The organism is Bradyrhizobium sp. 170 (assembly GCF_023101085.1).
GTDB lineage: Bacteria > Pseudomonadota > Alphaproteobacteria > Rhizobiales > Xanthobacteraceae > Bradyrhizobium.
Genome location: NZ_CP064703.1, coordinates 5,331,420 through 5,353,310 on the forward strand (window position 1 = coordinate 5,331,420; position 21,891 = coordinate 5,353,310).

Annotated in this window: 19 protein-coding genes; 9 read left to right on the forward strand and 10 right to left on the reverse strand. The window is 62.5% G+C overall.

Features of this window, described 5'->3' with window-relative positions:
• Window positions 1–2: 2 nt before the first annotated feature.
• From IVB05_RS24870 to IVB05_RS24885, 4 genes are read left to right on the forward strand one after another with little or no spacing between them, the layout of a single operon-like run.
• Window positions 3–476, forward strand: a complete 474-nt coding sequence (locus tag IVB05_RS24870; RefSeq protein WP_247778542.1) for a 3-hydroxyacyl-ACP dehydratase FabZ family protein — start codon at window positions 3–5, stop codon at window positions 474–476.
• A complete protein-coding gene (locus IVB05_RS24875) occupies window positions 469–1,671 on the forward strand; it encodes a beta-ketoacyl-ACP synthase (RefSeq protein WP_247778544.1) in 1,203 nt (400 codons plus the stop codon). The genes IVB05_RS24870 and IVB05_RS24875 overlap by 8 nt, the downstream gene beginning before the upstream one ends.
• Before the next feature lie 51 nt (window positions 1,672–1,722).
• Window positions 1,723–3,000: a beta-ketoacyl-ACP synthase gene (locus IVB05_RS24880; protein ID WP_247778546.1), complete on the forward strand. Its 1,278-nt coding sequence runs from the start codon at window positions 1,723–1,725 to the stop codon at window positions 2,998–3,000.
• A gap of 21 nt (window positions 3,001–3,021) precedes the next feature.
• Window positions 3,022–3,957, forward strand: coding sequence for a lipid A biosynthesis lauroyl acyltransferase (locus IVB05_RS24885; RefSeq protein ID WP_247778547.1), 936 nt, complete (start codon window positions 3,022–3,024; stop codon window positions 3,955–3,957).
• 550 nt (window positions 3,958–4,507) lie between these two features.
• Here IVB05_RS24885 and IVB05_RS24890 read toward each other — a convergent pair.
• From IVB05_RS24890 to IVB05_RS24905, 4 genes are all read right to left on the reverse strand, one after another.
• Window positions 4,508–5,572: a polyamine ABC transporter substrate-binding protein gene (locus IVB05_RS24890; protein WP_247786883.1), complete on the reverse strand. Its 1,065-nt coding sequence runs from the start codon at window positions 5,570–5,572 to the stop codon at window positions 4,508–4,510.
• 45 nt (window positions 5,573–5,617) lie between these two features.
• Window positions 5,618–6,790 carry an aminotransferase gene (locus IVB05_RS24895; protein WP_247778548.1) on the reverse strand — a complete coding sequence of 391 codons (1,173 nt, stop codon included), beginning with the start codon at window positions 6,788–6,790 and terminating at the stop codon, window positions 5,618–5,620.
• 8 nt (window positions 6,791–6,798) lie between these two features.
• Window positions 6,799–7,077, reverse strand: coding sequence for a rhodanese-like domain-containing protein (locus tag IVB05_RS24900; RefSeq protein WP_247786902.1), 279 nt, complete (start codon window positions 7,075–7,077; stop codon window positions 6,799–6,801).
• Window positions 7,078–7,291: 214 nt separating this feature from the next.
• Window positions 7,292–7,741, reverse strand: coding sequence for a GNAT family N-acetyltransferase (locus tag IVB05_RS24905; protein WP_247778549.1), 450 nt, complete (start codon window positions 7,739–7,741; stop codon window positions 7,292–7,294).
• A gap of 730 nt (window positions 7,742–8,471) precedes the next feature.
• Here IVB05_RS24905 and IVB05_RS24910 point away from each other — a divergent pair.
• From IVB05_RS24910 to IVB05_RS24920, 3 genes are all read left to right on the forward strand, one after another.
• On the forward strand, window positions 8,472–10,196 hold the full coding sequence (locus tag IVB05_RS24910; RefSeq protein WP_247778550.1) for a PQQ-binding-like beta-propeller repeat protein: 1,725 nt from the start codon (window positions 8,472–8,474) through the stop codon (window positions 10,194–10,196).
• A 111-nt stretch (window positions 10,197–10,307) separates the two neighbouring features.
• Window positions 10,308–10,667, forward strand: coding sequence for a cytochrome c (locus IVB05_RS24915; protein WP_247778551.1), 360 nt, complete (start codon window positions 10,308–10,310; stop codon window positions 10,665–10,667).
• Complete coding sequence (locus IVB05_RS24920) at window positions 10,660–11,466, forward strand: transporter substrate-binding domain-containing protein (RefSeq protein ID WP_247778552.1); 807 nt, start codon at window positions 10,660–10,662, stop codon at window positions 11,464–11,466. The genes IVB05_RS24915 and IVB05_RS24920 overlap by 8 nt, the downstream gene beginning before the upstream one ends.
• Window positions 11,467–11,579: 113 nt before the next feature.
• Here the strand turns inward: IVB05_RS24920 and IVB05_RS24925 are convergent, their stop codons facing one another.
• Window positions 11,580–12,149 carry a hypothetical protein gene (locus IVB05_RS24925; RefSeq protein ID WP_247778553.1) on the reverse strand — a complete coding sequence of 190 codons (570 nt, stop codon included), beginning with the start codon at window positions 12,147–12,149 and terminating at the stop codon, window positions 11,580–11,582.
• A 438-nt stretch (window positions 12,150–12,587) separates the two neighbouring features.
• Between IVB05_RS24925 and IVB05_RS24930 the strand changes: the two genes are divergently transcribed.
• Both IVB05_RS24930 and IVB05_RS24935 read left to right on the forward strand, forming a co-directional pair.
• A complete protein-coding gene (locus IVB05_RS24930) occupies window positions 12,588–14,189 on the forward strand; it encodes an alpha-amylase family glycosyl hydrolase (RefSeq protein WP_247778555.1) in 1,602 nt (533 codons plus the stop codon).
• 36 nt (window positions 14,190–14,225) lie between these two features.
• Window positions 14,226–15,221 (forward strand): glycosyltransferase family 4 protein, encoded by a 996-nt coding sequence (locus tag IVB05_RS24935; RefSeq protein ID WP_256473449.1) that lies wholly within the window; start codon window positions 14,226–14,228, stop codon window positions 15,219–15,221.
• Between the two features lie 152 nt (window positions 15,222–15,373).
• On the opposite strand, the gene corA is transcribed toward IVB05_RS24935, so the two are convergent.
• The 5 genes from corA to IVB05_RS24960 form a co-directional block, all read right to left on the reverse strand.
• Window positions 15,374–16,339, reverse strand: a complete 966-nt coding sequence (gene corA, locus IVB05_RS24940) for a magnesium/cobalt transporter CorA (protein WP_247778557.1) — start codon at window positions 16,337–16,339, stop codon at window positions 15,374–15,376.
• Window positions 16,340–16,465: 126 nt separating this feature from the next.
• Window positions 16,466–17,302 carry a DUF4118 domain-containing protein gene (locus IVB05_RS24945; protein WP_247778558.1) on the reverse strand — a complete coding sequence of 279 codons (837 nt, stop codon included), beginning with the start codon at window positions 17,300–17,302 and terminating at the stop codon, window positions 16,466–16,468.
• 90 nt (window positions 17,303–17,392) lie between these two features.
• The gene (locus IVB05_RS24950; protein ID WP_247778559.1) at window positions 17,393–17,548 is read right to left on the reverse strand and encodes a hypothetical protein; all 156 of its coding nucleotides are present in this window, start codon (window positions 17,546–17,548) and stop codon (window positions 17,393–17,395) included.
• Window positions 17,549–17,794: 246 nt separating this feature from the next.
• Entirely contained in the window at window positions 17,795–19,720 is a 1,926-nt protein-coding gene (locus IVB05_RS24955; RefSeq protein WP_247778560.1) for a potassium transporter Kup, read from the reverse strand.
• 154 nt (window positions 19,721–19,874) lie between these two features.
• Window positions 19,875–21,773 carry a potassium transporter Kup gene (locus IVB05_RS24960; protein ID WP_247778561.1) on the reverse strand — a complete coding sequence of 633 codons (1,899 nt, stop codon included), beginning with the start codon at window positions 21,771–21,773 and terminating at the stop codon, window positions 19,875–19,877.
• Window positions 21,774–21,891: the final 118 nt, after the last annotated feature.

A 21,891-nucleotide genomic window follows, 5' to 3' on the forward strand; every position in this document is an offset into this window, starting at 1 on the left:
CCATGAACCTTGATTACTTTCAGCTGATCGACCGCATCGTCGACCTCAATCTCGACGAGAAGAAAATTACGGTCGAGGCCCAGGTTCCGGTGTCGCACACCATCTTCGAAGGGCATTTCCCGGGTTTCCCGATCATGCCCGGCGTGCTGCTGACCGAAGCGATGGCGCAGAGCTCCGGCTGGCTGATACTCGGCGTCCTGAAGTTCGAGCGCATGCCGTTCCTGGCCATCGTGAAGGAAGCCAAGATGCGGGGTTTCGTCAGTCCCGGTCAGTTGCTGACGATCGAGGCGAAGCTCGAGCACGAAGGTTCCGGTTTTGCTGTCACGAAGGTCAAGGGACGCGTCGGCAAGGAGTTGAAGTGCAGCGCTGAACTCACCTTCGGCCTTGCCCCCTTCCCCGACCCGGCCCTGCGCGTGCACATGGACGCGAAGGCCAACGAGATCGGCTTCCCACTGCAGGCGATAACGCATGACTGAGTCCAAATCTCCGGCTGCGAAGGAAGTCTGGATCACCGGCATTGGCATCGTCTCCTCGCTCGGCGAAGGGCTCGACGCGCATTGGGATGCGCTGAACGAGAAGAAGATCAACGTCGACGACAAGCGGTTTGCGCCCTACATCGTGCATCCGCTCGCGCCAGTCTCGTTCGACGCCCAAATCCCGAAAAAGGGCGACCAGCGCCAGATGGAAGCGTGGCAGCGGATCGGCACTTATGCCGCGGGGCTGGCGCTAGATTCGGCCGGCGTCAAAGGCAACCAGGAAATTTTGGGGCGGATGGACATGATCGTCGCCGCCGGCGGTGGCGAGCGCGACATCGCGGTCGACCTCGCGATCATGAACGCAGACGCCAAGGGCAATTCGAGTCCTGGATTCCTCAACGAACGGCTGATGAACGATCTGCGGCCGACGCTGTTCCTGGCCCAGCTCTCCAACCTGCTCGCCGGCAACATCGCCATCGTCCACGGCGTGTGCGGAACGTCGCGCACCTTCATGGGCGAGGAAGCTGCTTCCATCGACGCGGCGCGGATCGCGCTCGCGCGCATCGAGTCCGGCCAGAGCGAGATCGCGCTGGTCGGCGCCGCCCATAATGGCGAACGCGCCGATCTCTTGATCCTCTATGAATTCGGCGACTTCAACCTGACCGAAAAGTTCGCGCCCGTCTGGCAGCGCGAAGGCAACAGCGGTTTTGCGCTCGGCTCCGCCGGCTGCTTCCTGGTGCTGGAATCCCGCGAGCACGCCGAAGCGCGCGGCGCCAAGCCGTATGCAAAACTGACCAAGGTGGTCGCCGACCTCGCGCAGCGCAAGCAGCCGGGCGCGGTGACCAAATCGCTGGAAGCGCTTTGGCCGAAGCTAGGCGTCGCCGGCGACAGCGGCCAACTGATCACGGGCGCCACCGGCGTCGAGCCGGTGACCTCGGAAGAAAAGGCGTTCCTGCGCCAGCACCCCGGATTCGCCGTGCGCGCCACCGGAACGATGTTCGGCCATACACTGGAGACCCAGTTTCCGCTGGGACTGGCGCTTGCCGCACTCTCACTCTCCCGCGGCGCGCTGTTTCCGCCCAACGATCCGACCGGGCTTGAGGTTGAAAAGGCCGGCAGCCCGGACCAGATTGTGGTGATGGGGGCCGGTCACTGGCAGGGCGAAGGCATGGCCCTGGTCGAGGCCGTCAAGTAATCGGCTAATCGGCGCGGGAGCGCTTCAACACGGCGCAACATCGGGGGAACCATGTCAGCACCATCAGATAAATTCGGCAGGCCGATCGTCGTCGTCACCGGTATGGGCGTGGTGACGTCGCTTGGCGCCGGCAAGAAGGACAATTGGCGCAAGCTGACCGCGGGCGAGTCCGGCATCCGCACCGTGACGCGCTTCCCGATCGACGGGTTGAAATCGACCATGGCGGGCACCGTCGATTTCGTCACCGTCGATCCCGTCACCTCGACGGGATTGACCGAGCGGCTGGCGGGAATGGCCACAGAAGAAGCGCTCGAACAGGCCGCCATTGGAAGCAAGGCCGATTTTCCCGGACCGCTGTTTCTCGCGGTAGCGCCGGTCGAGGTCGAATGGCCGCAACGGCTCGAACTCGGGCGCGCGATCGGAAAGACCGAATTCGGCTACGAGGACATGCTGCGCGTCAGCGGCGGCGGCCGGTTCACAGCCTACCATCACCGCTTCATGTTCGGCTCGGTGGCGAGCCATCTGGCCGAAAGCTTCGGCACCAAGGGCTCGCCGATCTCGCTCTCCACGGCCTGCGCCTCCGGCGCGACCGCGATCCAGCTCGGGGTCGAGGCGATCCGCCGTGGCGACGCGGACGCTGCGCTGTGCGTGGCGACCGACGGCTCGGTCAATCCGGAAGCATTGGTGCGGTTCTCGCTGCTGTCGGCGCTGTCGACGCAGAACGATCCGCCGCAGGCCGCCTCAAAGCCGTTTTCGAAGAACCGCGACGGTTTTGTGATGGCCGAAGGCGCCGGCGCGATGGTGCTGGAAAGCTATGAGTCCGCGATCGCCCGCGGTGCGAAAATCCTCGGCGTGGTCGCCGGCTGCGGCGAGCTGACGGATTCGTTCCACCGCACCCGCTCCAGCCCGGACGGCAAGCCGATCATCGGCTGCATGCGCAAGACGCTGGCCGATGCCGGCCTGGAGCCCGAGCAGATCGACCACATCAACGCGCACGGCACCGCGACGCCTGAAAACGACAAGATGGAGTACAACACGACCGCGGTCGTGTTCGGCGAGCATCTGCCGAAGATTCCGGTGTCGTCGAACAAGTCGATGGTCGGGCATACGATCTCGGCTGCCGGCGCGGTCGAGGCCGTGTTCTCGCTGCTGACACTGGAGCATCAGCGGATTCCGCCGACCATCAATTACGAGATTCCGGATCCGGCGATCCTGTTCGACGTGGTCGGCAACAAGGCGCGCGATGCCAAGGTTACCGCCGTGATGTCGAACTCGTTCGGTTTCGGCGGGCAAAACGCCTCGCTGATCCTGACCCGCGAACCGGTTTAGCAAGCTGGCTGCTTCGCAAACATGAACCGCCTGCTCCTACGCACCAAGGCGCGCCTGCGCGACGCCGCAAAGCCTGTGGCGGAAGCCGCCGTCGGCGCGCTGACGATCGCGCTGTTGCGTACCACGCGCTTTTTCGATCCGGACAAGACCGCGAATTTCTTCGGCCGCGCCACCCGTTTCATCGGACGCCGGCTGCGCGAGGACCGCATCGGGCGCGAGAATCTCACCGCCGCCTTCCCTGAGAAATCGCCTGAAGAGATCGAAACCATTCTGGCCGGTGTGTGGGACAATCTCGGCCGCATCGGCGCCGAGTTCGCCCATCTCGATCACATCTGGGACTACGACGTCGATCATCCGGACAAACCGAGCCGCGTCGAGTTCGGCGCGCGGACCAAGCAGATTTTCGATCACCTGCGCGACGACGGCAAGCCGGCGATCATCTTCGCGAGCCATCTCGGCAATTGGGAGATCCCGGCGCTTGGCGCCGTCGCGCACGGGCTCGATTGTGCGATCCTGTTCCGCCGCCCCAACATCGAATCCGCCGACCGCGCCATCGAACGGATCCGCGCCGTCAAGATGGGCACGCTGGTACCGGCCGGCCGCGAGGCGCCGCTCAAGCTCGCCGAAGCGCTGCAGAGGGGCCAGCACGTCGCGATGCTGGTCGATCAGTACATGGGCAATGGCGTCGAGGTGACGTTCTTCGGCCGCAAGACCAAGGCCAATCCGACCCTGGCGCGGCTGCTCCGGCAGGTCGATTGCCCCGTGCACGGCGTGCGCATCATCCGCCTGCCCAATCACCGCTTCCGCGCGGAACTGTCCGAAGAGGTCAAGCCGGTGCGCGACGCCTCGGGCCAGATCGACATCCAGGGCACCATGCAGGCGGTGACGTCAGTGATCGAAGGCTGGGTGCGGGAATATCCGGACCAGTGGCTGTGGCTGCACAGAAGGTGGCGGTAGGGTCGTTCTTGTAGCCCGGGTGAAGCGCAGCGCAACCCGGGGGCACTCTCGCAACCAGCTGAAAGTCCCCGGATTGCGCTTCGCTCCATCCGGGCTACGCAACAGCCGTATTTCCCTATCCGCCGAACAGCAAGCCGAGGCTCCACGCCTTCATCGCGACGGCCGATCCCAGGATGAAGATAATCTGCAGCAGCGTGCGCGTTGAAAAGAACGTGAGGATGGTGGTCATGTGATGCTCCCGAACGGAGCTATAGGTTCTCGCTCGGGTTTCGGCAACAGGAGTTTGGTGGGGGCGAGCGTAGCCCGGATGAGCCAACGGGTCGCGCGAATGCGCGCCCGGCGACGAGCGCAATTGCGCTCGCACAGTGATGACAGGCTCCGCGATATCCGGGATTTTGCGGCACCGGCCCCCGGATTTCGCTGCGCTCATCCGGGCATCTACGGCTGCACCGAAGATCGCAATAGTCGGCAGTGGCCTCACCGCTTGCTGAGGCATGGATTGCTTCGCTTCGCTCGCAAAGACGGCAGGAAACACGCAGGCAGCAGCGCGTCACTTCCCCGTCTTCACCTTCGTCCACAACCGGTTGATGATGCGTTGGGTCGCCGGGTCGCGGGCCTGGATGACGAACAGCTTTTTCTGCATCGCCTCGTCGGGATAGATGTTCCTGTCGTTGAGGATCTTCGGGTCCACCAGCTTCTGGCTCGCCAGATTACCATTGGCGTAGGACAAAAAGTCGGAATTCCTGGCGGCGACGTCCGGGCGGTAGAGATAGTTGATCAGCTCATAGGCCTCAGTGACGTTCTTCGCATCCGCCGGGATCGCGAGATTGTCGAAGAACATCTGCGCGCCCTCTTTCGGGATGGTGTAGCCGATCTCGATGCCGTTCTTGGCTTCCGCCGCACGGCTGCGCGCCTGCATAATGTCGCCCGACCATCCCACCACGAAGCAGATTTCGCCGGACGCCAGCGCGCCCAGATATTCCGAGGAATGAAACTTGCGGACGTTGGGCCTGATCTTGCTGACGAGCTCGGCGGCCTTTTCCAGATCCGCCTGCTTGGTGGAATTCGGATCGATCCCGAGATAGCCGAGCGCCGCAGGCAGAATATCGTCGGCGGAATCCAGCATGTGGATGCCGCAGTCTTTGAACTTGGCGAGGTTCTCCGGCTTGAAGACGATATCCCAGCTATCGATCTTCGCGTCCGGCCCAAGGATTTTTTGCGCGGTCTTGACGTTGTAGCCGATGCCCGTGGTGCCCCACATGTAATTGGCGGCGTAATTGTTGCCGGAATCGTAGGTGGCGAGTTGGCTCGTCACCACCGGCCAGGCGTTGGCGAGGTTCGGCAGCTTCGACTTGTCGAGCTTGAGGAAGACTTTTGCCGTGATCTGGCGCTGCAGGAAATAGCCTGTTGGCACCACGACGTCGTAGCCCGACTTTCCCGCCAGGAGCCGCGTCTCCAGCGTCTCGTTGGCGTCGAAGGTGTCGTAGACCACCTTGATGCCGGTCTCCTTGGTAAAGTCCTCCAGCACGCCGGGGGCCATATAGTTCGACCAGTTGTAGAAGTTCACGGTGCGCTCCTGCGCCCAGGCGGGCGAGAGCGACAGCGCGACTGCCATCACACCGATCAGGCGAAGCGAGCCTCGGACTGGATCGCGCATCCTCTACCTCTTGCGACGGCCGTGCACCGCGTCCGACAGGCGTTCCAGCGCGGTATCCAGCGTTTCGTCCTTCTTGGAAAAACAGAACCGCACCACCGAGGTCACCGCGTCCTGCTCGTAGAACGCCGATACCGGGATCGCGGCGACTTTATAGTCGGTTACGATGCGCTTGCAGAACTCGACGTCGGTTTCGTTGAGACCGAGCGGCGACAGGTCGACCGTGAGAAAGTACGTACCCTGCGACTTCAGCACGGGAAAGCCAATGCTCTCCAGCCCCTTCGTCAAACGGTCCCTGCTCCGCGCCAGTTCCTTGCGCATGTCGTAAAAATATTCATCTGGTTTGCCGAGGCCGTAGGCGACGGCGGCCTGCAGGTTCGGCGCGGTGGTGAAGGTCAGAAACTGGTGCACCTTGGCCGCTACCCGGAGCAGCGGCGGCGCGGCGCAGACGAAGCCGACCTTCCATCCCGTCAGCGAAAAGATCTTGCCGGCGCTGCCGACCTTGATGGTGCGGTCGCGCATGCCCGGGATCGTGATCAGCGGGATATGCTCGCGGCCGTCGAAGATGACGTGCTCCCAGACCTCGTCGCAAATCGCGATGGTGTCGAACTGCTGGCAGTACCGCGCCAGCAATTCGAGGTCTTCGCGGGGATAGACGACCGCGGCCGGATTGAGCGGATTGTTGAACAGCACCGCCTTGGTCTTGGGATTGAAGACGCTGGCCAGCATCTCTTCCGTCAGCCGCCAGCCCGGCGGCTCCAGCCGCAACAGGCGCGGAATGCCGCCGGCCTGGCGGATGATCGGCAGATAGCTGTCATAGACCGGCTGGAACACGACGACCTCGTCGCCGGGTTCGACCACGGCGAGGATGGACGCCGTCAGCGCCTCGGTGCCGCCCGAGGTCACCATGACCTCTGTCATCGGATCGAGCGAGAGCTTGTGCCAGCGTCCGTAATGGGCCGCGATGGCCTGCCGCAGTTCGGGAATGCCCATCATCGACGGGTATTGGTTGTAGCCGTTCACCGTGGCATCAGCCGCGGCGCGGCGGATATCCTCCGGCCCGGGATCGTCGGGAAAGCCCTGGCCGAGATTGATGGCGTTGTTGTCGCGGGCGGCCTGCGACATCGCCTCGAACACGGTGACCGGAAGGTCGGCAAAGACCTTGTTCATGGATGTCATGGTGGAGATCAGCCGCCGGTTTTGGTCGGCAAACCCGCTGCCTTCCAGCCGATGATGCCGCCGGCCAGATGCTTGTCGTAGGGAAGGCCCGCCGCCTGGGCCGCCAGCGAGGCCGTCACCGAGCGCTTGCCCGAACGGCAGGCGAAAACCACCTGCTTTCCCTGCGGGTCCGGAATGGCCGCCGGATCGAAGGTCTGGAGAGGAACGACCACACTATCCGGATAGGCTTCCACCGCGACCTCGTTGGGTTCGCGGACGTCGACCAGAAGATAGCGGCCTTCCGCCATCCCCCTGAAAACGTCTTCCGGGGTCAAATCGTGCACCTGATGGTCCGCCACGCAATATCCTCCTGACAACCCGCCGCGAGGGCTCCGATAGGCCCGGCCAAGCGGGCGCCAAAGTCGCCCCTCGCGGGGCGAAAATCAAGCGCCGCGAACGGTTTAAACGGCCGCCAAAACTGGGCGGCCGCCCAACGCACTTATTCTCCTGCCGCCCCTGTTTTCAGGCCAGAAGTTCTTTCGCGATCGGCCAGGCACCTTCCGGCGTTTGAGGGCCGCTCGCCCTGTAGCCTCGACGAAGGTAGAAATCGCGGGCGTTTGAGCTTGCCTCTGCATGCACCGAAGGGAACTCTCGGTCGCGCATTAGCCCTTCGAGCATACCGAGCAATCCGGCGCCAACGCCCTGCCCGGCAAACTCAGGCGCCGCATACAAGCCCTCGAGCGTGTCGCCCTGAATGGCCCCCCATCCGACGACGATGCCGTCCAGCTCGGCAACCCATATCTCCAGCTCACGAAGCTTTCGCTCCATTCCGGATGGTGTGAGCTTCGTGGCCCACGCCTTCGCCTCGGCTTTCGGCATTGTCGGAGGTGCAAGCTCAAGGATCGATCGTCGTCGAATGTCGTAGAGACGGCTTGCGTCCTCGCGCATCGCCAGGCGGTAAACCGCACCCATCGTCACCTGCCCCCAAGTCTTCTTTTCGCGAGAGACGGTCGCGGAGCACATCGCGAGGCTCGCAGCCTCCAGGCATAACGAAAAACCCCGGCATGAAAGCCGGGGCCCGAAAAGCCACGGCGTACATCCGGCCATGACGATCAGGTGCCATTTAGCATGCAGTTCTTGAACAAAGTGTGACGTTGGCTTCGCGTGTCCACCGAGCGACTTTAGCGACTGAAGCTCTCGGCGTCTGTGGGCAACTGCGGCATCGGATGTTCGCCGATCGGGTGATGCTGCGCTCGATGCGCCTGCGCAGGCGCTATCGCTGGTCTTCCGCGCCGTGGCCGGAATGACTTGGACTTCAGCTCAAGATTGCCACGGCCGACCGCTGCTACCACAAAAAAACAACAATCCGGTCAACTAATGGGCGTGCGCATCGAGGGACATGTCATGGTGCACCGCACCGACATCGCCGGGGGCAGCATAGGACAGACGCGCCGCGGCAATGACGGCATGTGCCGCCGTGCACCGAATGGCGCCCTCCTCGAAAAACAATCCGTAGCCCGAACCTCTGCCCGCTTCTCACTCAGCCGACAAGAAGTGCTGCCGTCTCTTCACGACGGCGGCCCCGCCGGTCCATGCCATCTATCTCGAACTCCTGGCCCTATCAGGCATTGACGCCAGAACATCCTGCAAGAGTCGCGACGAAAATTCGGCCCAACAAGCAAACTACAAAGGGAGGATGCAGATGACTTTCCATGAAAGATATCTCGGCGGCTGCGCCGCGCTGGCGTTGGCTGCCCTGTTCACTGCCTCGCCGACGCACGCCCAGGACGCGGCGGCGCTGAATGCCGAGGCGACCCAGAAGGATTGGCCGACGTATCACGGCACCTACAAGTCCTACCATTACAGCGGCCTTGACCAGATCAATACGGGCAACGTGAAGAATCTCGAAATCGCCTGGATGCATTTTCCGGAGCGCGCCACACGCGGTCTGCAGTCAACGCCGCTGGCCATCGACGGCGTGCTTTACTATTCGGGCTCCTACAGCCGTGTCTACGCGCTGGACGGCGCGACCGGCAGGACAATCTGGGCCTATGCGCCGGAGCTCGACGAGGAACTGGTCTCCAAGCAGACGCACTCGCCGTACAACCGCGGCATCGCTATCGGACAGGGCAATCTCTATGTCGGCACGGTCGATGGGCGCCTGATCGCGCTCGATCTGAAGACCGGCAAGCCGGTGTGGGACACGAAGCTGCTGGATTCCAAGAAATTGACAGTCGGCTTCACCGGCGCGCCGCTGGTGGTCAAGGACATGGTGATCATTGGCGCCCAGGGCGGCGAATGGACCGGTCGCGGACCGATTTTCGGCGTCGACGGCAAGACCGGACAGAAGAAATGGGAGTTCTTCACGGTCGCCGGTACCGAAGAGGCCATGAAGACCTGGGGTGGCGACTCCTGGCGGACCGGCGGCGGCGGCGGCTGGATGCCCGGAACCTATGACCCGGAAACCAATTCAGTGTGGTGGGGCACCGCAAACCCGGCGCCGCTCTACGACTGGGCGGGCGCGGACTGGAAGAAAAGCGGACCGCGGCCGGGCGACAATCTTTACACGACATCGGTCATCGCGCTCGATCCCGATACCGGCAAGCTCAAATTCTACCATCAGGAGCTGCCGCACGATGCCTGGGACTTCGACTCTTCCGTCGGCGAGTTTGTCATGATCGACCGTGGCGGCAAGAAGCTCGTGGTGCACGCCAACAAGGGCGGACACATCTTCGTCTATGATCGTTCCAACGCCAAGGTCGAGAACGTCTGGCCGCTGGTAAAGAACATCAACTTCGTCAAGAGCATTGATCCGAAGACCGGCGAACTGATCGGTCGCCGCGACCTCGCGGAAGGCAAGGTGGACCCGCCATTGTGCCCGGCGATCATGGGCGGCATCAGCTGGAACTCTGGCGCCTACAGCCCCAAGAACGGGCTCTTCTACCGGATCGGGCAGGAGTGGTGCATGGAGCTGACCGTCGAGAAGACCACGCCGATCCTGGAGCCGATGGCCCAGCTCAACATCGGCGCCACGTTCAAGCCTGTGGCACCTCCGGACGGACCGGCCCGTGGTCATCTCAGCGCCCGCGACCCGGTCACCGGCGCCAAGAAGTGGGAGGTCAACTACAAGTACCCGCCGCTCGCCAGCGTTCTCGCCACTGCGGGCAATCTGGTATTCGTGCCTGATTCCGAAGGCGTTGTGCACGCTTACAATGCGGACACCGGCGAAGAGCTCTGGTCGCGCAACAACGGCATGGGACATAACGCCGGCATCATCAGCTACATGGCCGGTGGCAAGCAGTACATCGCCGTACCGGCGGGCTGGGGCACCCTGGTGGGCGACGAATTTGTCGCGCTCTTTGGCGAGCCCTTCAAGAGTATGCCGAAGAATACCGGTGCCCTGGTTGTCTTCGCGCTCAGGCAATGACGATGACGCGGGCGGCAGGGATCGATCTCTCCCTGCCGCCCTTGGCGGTCGATACATTGCCGCTCCTGCGGCAAATAGGTTGGCGCCCTCGCGGCGAATACGGATGCCGGAATGCGAATACAGTTTGTAATTGTTGCTTCCCTGGCCATCATCTGGCCATGGCTGCCGACCGCCTCATTTGCCCAACAGTCCACCCCAGCGGGCGCTGCAAATCCGCTGCCGCAAGCCGAAGCCTCGCCGGACGACATCGAAGGCGGGCAAATGTTCGCAACCACCTGCGGCTTTTGTCACCAGGATGGCGGCCGCCATGCGGGCAAAGGTCCGAAGCTGTCGAAGTCCGAGCGCAGCGACGAATATATCATCGAGCGTATCAAGAAGGGCAAGGTAGGCGCGATGCCTGCGTATGGCGGGGTGTTTAGTGACGGCCAGATCATCGCTATCCTGGCGTACATTCGAGGGCTCGATGACTAGGGCCTCTTCTGCGGCGTGGAAACCGCGATGTCGCCTCGCCCGATACGCGGCAAGCCTCTCGCTGGTGGTGCTCTGGAACGCGTCGGTGGATGCCCGCTCGCTGGAGGCCGTCATCGAGCGCGGCGCGTTGACGCTCTGCGCCAGCCCCAACGCGCTGCCGTTTGCAAGCAAGTCCGGACCGGTCCCTGGATTTCAGATCGAACTCGGTGAGAAGATTGCCGAGCAACTCGGTGTCAAGCTGACGCGGGAGTGGGTGGTCAGTGCGATCCAGTATCGCCGCGCCGATTGCGACCTCGTGCTCGACGTCATCGCCCGCAAGGATACGCCGCCCGCGGGCGGTGTGCGGGTTTCGCGTCCCTATCATCGCAGCGGCGTCGTGCTCGCGGTGCGGGGCGATTCGCACGCCTCGTCGCTGGCAAGTCTCGGTTCCGATCAGCGGGTCGGGGTACCAGTCGGTTCGCTGGTTTCCATGACGCTGGCCAAGGCCGGCGCCGCGACGTCTCCATTCGCGTTCGAGGACGATATTGTTGCTGCGTTGGCCAATCGCGAGATCGAGGCAGCCGCCGTCACACCGATGACGGTCGGCTGGTTCAACCTGCAGCATGCCGACAAGCCGCTGCGCCTGATTCCGGCGTTCGACAACGACGAGGATTTGAACTGGAATATTGCGGCCGGGCTGCTTCGCCCCGACGACAAGCTGCGAGCGCGTGTCGATACGGCGATCGAGGCCCTGCTCGCTGATGGCACCATCGCGCGGATCTATGCCCGCTACGGCATCGAGCTGCGGCCGCCGCAGTGAGATGCGGACGGATTGGCAAGTACGGACGTCAAACTTGTACCGCTCCGGGCTAATTTTGAAACTCGGTGAGACGGCTTTCAGAAATCGCCGGCCCGCGTGTCCTGTTCTTGACGCTATTTCCTTTGCTGCCACTGAATGAACTTTTCAAGCAGAGCTTGGGGTTTTTCGGGCGCTTCCTTGGCCGTTCCAGCGGAGGCGCGTTCGGAAACAGCCGGGTCTTCGCTTTCTTGTATCCTTTGAAACTGCTTGAATCCCTGAAGCAGCGCCTTGGAGTCTTCGGACGTCGCTTGGGCCGGCGTAGCCGATGCAGGAGTCGAAATGGAAACGGCGAGTTCCGAGGGATCGCTTTTTGACCTTGGAAACACGTTAAACAAAACCAGCGCCAGGATCACAGTGACACCGACCGCTGCGGCAATTGCGCCCGCAGTGGCGAGCAGTCCGCGGGGTGGACGGCGTTCGTAAATGAATTGTGACTCCAACGGACGGCTGGATTTGGCGAAGGCTTTCTCGCGCATCTCATCAAAACGAGACAAAGGGGGAGCGGGAGGAAAATGGTCCGATTTCGTCTGCGGTGCCGCGTTAGATCGTGGGTCCGCTACGCTGCGTGCCGAGCGCGGTGCGTAGTACAGTGGATCTTCCGGACTATCGGGGTTGGGATGGTCGTTCGCGCGGATGAAACTCATTTGCGCTACTCCTCACAATGTCAGCCCATCGCATTGGAATATTTTGCCACTCAAGGCTTCAGCCCGGGCTTCCGAGCACGGTCCCACAGTCGCATAAAATGCCGCAGGCATTCGCGCCCTGCGGCCAGCGGGGGCAAAACTTCGATCCGCCGACCCCCGGCTTCAAGAGACTGATCCAAACCCGGAGGCGTGTGGAGTCGGATGTTCTGTTCCGCCCAAAAAACAATCAAGCTGTTGCCGTCTTGCGACAATTTAGGCGGACATCGCGGGCCAGTTCGCTTCAAGACTCCGACGCTTCGCATCGGCCGAGGATCGGAATTGAGGGGTTCCCGCCCTAGACTGGTTGAACGTAGCGGACGCAGGCGATCATTGCGTCGTGCCGAGCGGCGTGTCAGACCTCGCCTGCCGCATCATCCAGATGCCTAAGGCCTTGTTCGCATGACCGCGCTCTGGTGGCAGACGGGTGTGATCTACCAGATCTACCCACGCTCCTTTCAAGATACGAACGCCGACGGCATCGGCGACCTCAAGGGGATCGAGCGGCGGCTCGACTATCTATCCAGCCTTGGCGTCGACGCTATCTGGATCTCACCCATCTACCCCTCGCCGATGGCTGATTTCGGCTATGACGTCGCCGACTATTGCGATGTCGATTCCCGCTTCGGCGTGCTCGCAGATTTTGACAGTCTGCTTGCACAAGCCCATGCGCGCGGGTTCAAGATCCTGCTTGACTTCGTGCCCAACCACACATCCGACTGGCATCCCTGGTTCGTCGAGAGCCGCGCCTCGCGCGACAATCCGAAACGGGACTGGTACATCTGGCGCGATCCCGCGCCGGATGGCGGGCCGCCCAACAACTGGATCAGCGATTTCGGCGGCTCGGCATGGGAGTGGGACAAGGCCACCAGCCAATATTATTACCACGCCTTCCTGAAGGAGCAGGCGGACCTCAACTGGCGTAATCCGGCCGTGCAGGCGGCGATGTACGACGTGATGCGCTTCTGGTTCGACCGGGGCGTGGACGGCCTCCGCATCGACGTGCTGTGGCACTTGGCCAAGGCGGCAGACTTCCGGGACAATCCGCCCAACCCTGCCTATCAGCCGGCGATGGGCGATATGCACCGCGTGCTCCAGCTCCATTCGACCGACCAGCCCGAGGTGCACGGGATCGCCGCCGACATGCGCGCCATTGCCGATAGTTATGGCGCCAGTGGACGGGGCGAACGCGTGCTGATCGGCGAGATCTACCTGCCGGTCGATCGGCTGCTGCACTATTACGGGCGGGAACGGGCAGAGGTGCACCTGCCCTTCAACTTCCAGCTCATCGATGCACCGTGGGACGCGCGCTCCCTCGCGACGCTGATCGCCAACTATGAGGCGGCGCTTCCGCCAGGCGCTTGGCCGAATTGGGTGCTCGGCAACCATGACCGGCCGCGCGTCGCAGCCAAGCGTGGGCAGGCTCAGGCCCGCGTCGCAGCGGTGCTGCTGCTGACGCTCCGCGGCACGCCCACCCTCTATTACGGAGACGAGTTGGGCCTGAGCGATGTCGCGATCCCGTCTGCCCAGGTTCAGGATCCGCGCGGGCTGCGCGAGCCCGGGCTCGCCTTGGGCCGCGATCCGGTCCGCACGCCGATGCCGTGGGACGGGAGCGAGAATGCCGGCTTCACCATGGCGAAGCCGTGGCTGCCGCTCAATGCCGACTGGCCTGCCCGCAACGTTGCGCGGATGGCGCAGGAGCCTCATTCAATCCTGGCGCTTTATCGCCGATTGCTGGCCGCCAGGCGCGACCATCCGGCGTTGACGATCGGCGACTTTGCGCTGCTGGACGCGGAGGGCGATGTGCTCGCCTATGAGCGTCGGCACGGCGCCGAGCGATTGATCGTGGTACTCAATCTCGGGGGACATTCGCAGCGCCTGGAGTTGCCGGACTGGGCGAGCGATTGCCGGGTGCTCTTGTCCACAGCCGCCGACGCAGCGCTGGCCAGAGACGGCGCCGTGCTGCTACGGGCGAACGAGGGCCTGATCCTGATGGCCGATTAACGAAAAGCAACGAGGGACAATCGCGTGCGTATTGCCATGCTGGCTCCGATCTCCTGGCGCACGCCGCCGCGCCATTATGGTCCATGGGAATTGGTGACGAGCCTGCTGACCGAGGCGCTGGTGGCGCGCGGCATCGACGTCACCTTGTTCGCCACGAAGGATAGCCGGACGGCCGGCAAACTGGCCGGTGTCTGCCCGGCGCCCTATTCCGAGGACCCCACGATCGACGCCAAGGTATGGGAGATGCTCCACGTTGCCCATGTATTCGAGCGCGCAAGTGAGTTCGACCTCATTCACAACCAGGCCGATTTCGTGCCGCTCGCATTCTCCCGGTTGGTGGAGACACCGGTGGTGACGACGATCCACGGCTTCTCCTCGGAACGCATCCTGCCCGCCTTCAAGGCCTACGAGGATCGCGTCCATTATGTCGCGATCAGCGATGCCGATCGCCATCCGGACCTGCGCTATGCAGCAACAATCCACCACGGTATTCGGCTGGAGGATTTTCCCTTCGACCCGCACGGCAGCGAAGACCTGCTGTTCTTCGGCCGCATCCACCCGGACAAGGGAGCAGCCGAGGCGATTGCGGCGGCAGGTCGAGCGGATCGGCGGCTGATCATGGCCGGTATCGTCCAGGATCAGGAGTATCATAACGAGCAGGTCGTGCCCGCGCTGGACGAGCGTTCCGTGGTCTATCGCGGCCCGGTGGGCGGAGCGGCCCGCACCAACGCCCTTGGCTCCGCGCGCGCGCTGCTCCATCTCATCAATTTCGACGAGCCGTTCGGACTATCGGTCGTGGAGGCGCTCGCCTGCGGCACACCGGTGATCGCCTGCAACCGCGGATCGATGCCCGAGTTGATCGACGATGGCGTGACCGGCTTCCTGGTCAATAATGTCGATGAAGCCGTAAATGCGATCAGCCGTATCGGCGAAATTGATCGCGCCGCATGCCGGGCAGCAGTGTCCGAGCGTTTTACGGTAGACCGGATGGCCGATCGATATCTGGACTTGTACCGATCGCTCCTTGGCTGAGGACCTGCTCGGCTTTCATTGGCCTATTAGCTTCCGATGCGGTGCATGAGTCTGCTTGTGGACCCAAAGCGAACATTCGGCCGCGGTGTGATCTATGAATTGCCCCCAACCCGGCCCCCCAACTCGGCAAAGCGGCGAGCCACAAACTGGTATCAGAGCCATCGCGCGCGTTTGAAACGCAAGTAAAGCACTGTGCAAAGCAGAGCGATAATACCAACGACGACAAAGTAGCCGTATTGAGTCTTCAACTCGGGCATGTTTTCAAAATTCATGCCGTATATCCCGGCGATCGCGGTGGGTACGGCCAGTATCGCAGCCCAGGCGGCCAACTGCCGCGTGATCACGCCCTGACGCTGCTGCTCCAGCAGATTGCTCACCTCAAAAACCGAAGTCAGGACGTCTCGCAAGGCGTTCACCATCGCATCGACGCGTCGCACGTGGTCCAGCACGTCCTGGAAATAGGGACGAGCGTTGGCGTCGAGACATGGTGTATCGAGGTGTACGAGCCGGCCGCAGACCTCCGTCATGGGGCCGATGATCCGCTTAAAGCGGATCAGTTCCTGGCGCAGGTCGAAGATTCGCTTGACCTCTGCGCGGCTGAGGAAGCTGTCGAGAGCGCTTTGCTCCATGACCAGAACGCGTTCCTCGATCGTTTCGACAACCGGGAAGTAGCCATCGACGATAAAGTCGAGGATGGCGTGGAGAACATAGTCCGGGCCTTGGCCCAGCAGGCTAGGCGCCGCTTCGAGTTGCGCGCGGAGTTCGCTATGCGCCCGTGCCGAGCCATGCCGGACTGAAATGATAAAATTCTTCCCGACAAAAATTGCGGTTTCGCCGTAGGCTATGCGATCGTGCTCAAGATGAGCGGTGCGCGTCATTACAAATAGCTGGTCGCCATAGACATCAACCTTCGGTATTTGGTTCGCTTTGAATGCGTCCTCAATCGCAAGAGGATGAAGCCCGTAATTCTTCTCAAGCTGCTCAAGCTCTCGTTTCGAAGGTTCGAACAATCCGATCCAGACAAACTCGGATTTGCCCCTGCAATCGATGGGCTCATCCAATGAAACGACCTTTGCTTTCCTGCCATTGCGATACAGGTGGGCTGCCACGACGCTCACAACAAGCTTCCTCCGAACTATTGAGCGGGGCACCATCTTAGCACTATAAGATTGCCGGGCTTTTGTTGCAGTCTTGCAGCGCCTGTACCGCATCCTCGGATTCAATTTGCGGGCCGAGCAGCGCGTCTAGCCCCGTGCGTGTTGACGGTCAAGCACCAGGGCCAAGACACGCACGACGATGTTGACCAGCGTATCCGGGGCCGCAGGACGTTCGTCCGGATCGAATGCGAGTCCGATGACGGCATTCGGTCCTTCGGCCGTCTGCACGGGCCAAAAGTCAAAGCGCGAGGCCAGGTTCGGGTAAACGTCGCCGCGCATGACTGTTCCAGTCGCCAGGGACGATCGCGCTGCCTCCAGTTCGGCCTCCTGGGGTTCTGCGTCGCCGACTTGCTCGAAGGAAACCACCCTGCCCTCCGTAACAAGCATCACGACGACAGGAACCCGGAAGAGTGCTGCCAGAGCTTGGGAAGTGATTGAGACGATCGCGTTGGTATTATCGGCCGCAACGACGTCACGGCTGTAGCCTTGCAGCACAGTCGCTTGCCTTCTTAACCGTGCCGCCTCGATCGCCCTCTGGCGGGAGGTGAAGGCAACACCGCTCACGATGAGACCGACGACAAGCAGCAGTCCAATTGCCCAGATGTTCGACGGGTCGTCGACGGCCAGTGAGTAGCGAGGCTCGGTAAGGAAAAAATTGAAGGCCAGAGCGCCCAGTATCGCCGAACAGAGTGACGGACCCAGGCCGAGGCTGACGCCCGCGATGATCACTGGAACGACAAATACCAGAGACAGGTTGGGTATGGTCACCTTGGTCTCGACACCGACAGCCATCACCGTCGCAGCGGCGGTCATTGCCATTGAAGCAAGGTAGCGCACCGACTCCGATGCTACCGGGCCAAAGAGGGCATCGGCATCGGGCGCCGGTGCGATGTCCTGCTGCAGCTTCGAGTCTACATCGGCCACCGCTTGAACTCCTGTCTAGCACTTGGGCGACAACACGTTGACCGAAGAGTACCAGCACGCGAGGTCGCGGCTCCGATATGAGCCAGCCGGTTATGGCCTGCTGGCATCGGCGAAGATTATCATCGCATTGACCGCGACGCTAACGGTCAGAAGGACGCCGAGCAGCACGGCAGCGCGCTTGGACTTGCTCGATATCCAATCCGCCAAAAGGGCGCGCCGTTCCTGAACGACAACCTGCGCACACATGACCCACTCTCCATCCAGTCCGGTCGCGATTTTCGACCGCACAAGAGAGATTGGCCCGCCGGCATATAGAATCGAGAGGACAAGCCGGCCGGCGGTATAGGAATGTCATAAAAATCCCGTGTCCGCTGATAAGCGGTGGCGGGTTCGTCTCCGATTGGCACTTTTCGGAACTGGCGCTATGCCCGCTTGAATCCGCGAATGCGCATCAAAGCATCGGCCGACGACCGGAATTTACAGGTTCGGACCCTAGATCGTGACCTGCGTTCCCACTTCCACCACCCGCCCGGTCGGGATCTGGAAATAATCCGTGGCGTCGTTGGCGGATCGGCTGAGGCGGATGAACAGCAGGTCCTGCCAGCGCGGCATGCCCGAATGCGCGGCGGGCTTGAGCGCGCGGCGCGACAGGAAGAACGACGTCGACATGATGTCGAACTGCCAGCCGAGCTTGCGGGCGATCGCCAGCGTCTTCGGCACGTTGGGCGATTCCATGAAGCCGAACTTCAGCGTCACCCGCGAGAAGGTCTCGCTGAGCTGCTCCATCCGCACCCGCTCGCCATCGTCGATCCGCGGCGTCGATGCGGTCTCGATGGTGAGGATGACGTTCTTCTCGTGCAGCACCTTGTAGTGCTTCAGGCTGTGCATCAGCGCCGTCGGCGCGCATTCGGGATCGGAGGTCAGGAACACGGCAGTGCCGGGCACCCGCTGCGGCGGGCGCTTCTCCAGCATCGCCACCAGATCGGCCAGCGGGAATTCCAGCTTGCGCGACTTCTCGAACAACAGCTTGCTGCCGCGACGCCACGTGTACATCAACAGCATCACGATGCCGCCCAGCGCCAGGGGCACCCAGCCGCCCTCGAACACCTTCAACAGGTTGGCCGCGAGGAAGGTGATGTCGAGGAACAAAAACGGCGCGATCAGGGCTGCGGCCGCGATCGGCGACCATTTCCAGACGCGCCAAATCACGACAAAGCCCATCATGGCCGTGACCACCATGGTCCCGGTCACGGAGATGCCGTAGGCCGCGGCCAGCGCGCTCGACGAGCGAAACAGGACCACCAGCAGCATCACCGCAACAAACAGCAGCATGTTGATGCGCGGAATGTAGATCTGGCCGGAATGCGCTTCCGACGTATGACGAATTTCGAACCGCGGCATCAGGCCGAGCTGGATCGCCGTACGCGTCAGCGAATAGGCGCCGGTGATGACGGCCTGGCTCGCGATCACGGTCGCCATCGTCGCCAGCGCCACCATCGGGATCAGCGCCCAGTCCGGGAACATCAGGAAGAACGGATTTTCGATCGCCTTGGGATCGGCAATGAGAAGCGCGCCCTGCCCCAGATAATTTATCGCCAGCGAGGGCAGCACGATGAAGAGCCAGGCGGTCTGGATCGGCCGCTTGCCGAAATGGCCGAGGTCGGCATAGAGCGCTTCCGCGCCGGTGACAGCGAGAAACACCGCGCCGAGCGTAATGAAGCCGATCATGCCGTGATGGAGCATGAAGGAAACCGCGTGAAGCGGATTGAATGCCGACAGCACCTCGGGATGGAGCATGATCTGCGGCACGGCCGCGATCGCAATGACGGCGAACCAGACACACATGATCGGTCCGAAGAATGCGGCAACCCGCGCGGTGCCGTGGGACTGGACCGCAAACAGCGCAACCAGAATGACCAATGTCAGCGGCACGACATAGTGTTCGAAGGTCACTGTGACGAGCTTCATGCCTTCGATCGCAGACAATACCGATAGCGCCGGTGTCAGGACTGCGTCGCCGTAGAACAGCGCGCCGGAGATGATGCCGAGCAGCACGATCGCAGCCCCGCCCTTGGTGACCGCCCGCTGCGCCAGCGCCATCAGCGCCAGCGTTCCGCCCTCGCCGTTGTTGTCGGCGCGCAGCAGGATGACGACGTATTTCAGCGTCACCACCACGATCAGCGCCCACAGGATCAGCGAGAGCACACCGAGCACGGCCTGCGGGCTGGCGGTACCCGCGTGCCCGCTGGCCGCGACAATGGCTTCGCGCAAGGCGTAGAGCGGGCTGGTGCCGATGTCGCCATAGACGACACCGATGCTGCCCAGCATCAGCGCCTTGAAGCCGGCAGTGGAATGCGCTTCCCCATGACCATTGGCCGCGGGCGTTTCCGCCGCGGTGACCGCACTTTCAGATGACATGGGACTTGCGCCTCGATTGCTTATTGCAACGCACAATTTGGAACGGCAGGGCTATACTCCCACCGCGGACGCATAGGTTAGCTCGTATTCGGGCCTTTGATATGCGTCAAGCGCATAGATTGGAGAGGCTTACCCGAGGGATCTCTAAGGCCGATCAGATAGTTACCTGAGTTCCGACTTCCACCACCCTCCCCGTCGGGATCTGGAAATAGTCGGTGGCGTCGTTCGCCGACCGGCTCATGGCGATGAACAGATGATCCTGCCATAGCGGCATGCCCGACTGCGCCGACGGCTTGAGTGACCGCCGCGACACGAAGAACGACGTCGCCATGATGTCGAACTGCCAGCCGAGCTTGCGCGCGATCACCAGCGCCTTGGGCACGTTCGGCGACTCCATGAAGCCGAAGCGCAGCCGCACCGTGGAAAACTTCTCGCTGATGGTCTCCATCTTGACGCGCTCAGACGGATCGACGCGCGGCATCTGGGCGGTTTCGATGGTCAGGATCACGTTGTGCTCGTGCAGCACCTTGTTGTGCTTGAGATTGTGCATCATCGCGGTCGGCACGAAGCTCGGATCGGAGGTCAAAAACACCGCCGTGCCCTTGACGATGTGGGGCGGACGCTTTTCCAGGCTCTTGATCAGATCCGCCAGCGGCACCTCGATGCGCCGCGTCTTGGCGGTCAGGATCGCCGCACCCCGGCGCCAGGTCCAGATCATCACCGCCACGGCAACGCCGAACAGCAGCGGCACCCAGGCGCCTTCCAACAGTTTCAGGAGGTTCGCAGCAAAGAAGCTCATGTCGACGACGACGAGGGGCAGGATCACGGCCGCCGCGGTGGCCGCGCGCCAGTTCCAGAGTTTCCAGATCACGACAAAGCCCATGATACCGTCGACCACCATGGTCGTGGAGACGGCGATACCGTAGGCCGACGCGAGACCGCTCGAGGTGCGGAACAATAGCACCAGCAGCACGACCCCGATCAGCAGCAGCCGGTTGACGCGCGGCAGGTAGATCTGGCCGGCATGCGCCTCCGAGGTGTAGCGCACCTCGAACCGCGGCAGCAGGCCGAGCTGCACCGCCTGGCGGATCAGCGAAAAGGCGCCCGTGATCACCGCCTGGCTCGCGATGACCGTCGCCGCGGTCGCGAGCACCACCATCGGCAACAGCAGCATTTCTGGAACCAGCCGGTAAAACGGATTTTGGACCGCCGCCGGATCGGCCAAGACCAGCGCGCCCTGCCCGAAGTAATTGATCAAGAGCGCCGGCATCACGAAATAGAACCAGCCGATCTGGATCGGCTTGCGTCCGAAATGGCCGAGGTCGGCATAAAGCGCCTCGCCGCCGGTCACGGCCAGAAACACCAAACCCATCGTCACCAGCCCGATGGTGCCGTGCGAAAGCATGAACTGGATCGCGTACCAGGGATTGATCGCGTAGAGCACAGTTGGATCGTCGCTGATGTGGATCAGGCCCAAAATCGTCAGCGTTGCGAACCAGACCACCATAACCGGCCCGAAAAGCGAGGCGACGCGGGCGGTGCCGCTGCTCTGCACCGAGAACAGAACGACCAGAATGAAGATCGTCAGCGGCACCACATAATGTTCGAGCGCGGGCGTGACGAGCTTGAGACCTTCGACGGCCGACAACACCGAAATCGCCGGCGTGATCATGGAATCGCCGATGAACATCGAGGCGCCGACCACACCGAGCGCCAGCAGAGGCCAGCTTCGCCGGCCCAACGCCCGCTGCCCCAGCGCCATCAGGGAAAGTGTACCGCCCTCGCCGTTGTTGTCGGCGCGCAACAGCAGCAGCACGTATTTGGCCGTCACGACGATGAACAACGACCACAGGATCAGCGAGAGCACACCGAGCACGATGATGCGTGATACCGGCTGGCCTTCCGCCGCGTGCGTGACGGCCTCGCGGAACGCATACAGCGGCGAGGTGCCGATATCGCCGAACACGACGCCGATGCTCCCCAGCGTCAGGGCCCAAAAGCCAGAGGTGGCCTGCCCCTCATGGGCTTCGGTAGATGTGACGCTGACAGTCATGATGGAAGAGGAACGTTCTCGTCGTTGAATTGATCCGGGCGGCTATCGACGCTTCCGCGCTGCCTGTCAATCTCGGACAAGCATAGCACCGCGCGCGATGCGGAGCTTACGCAAAGCC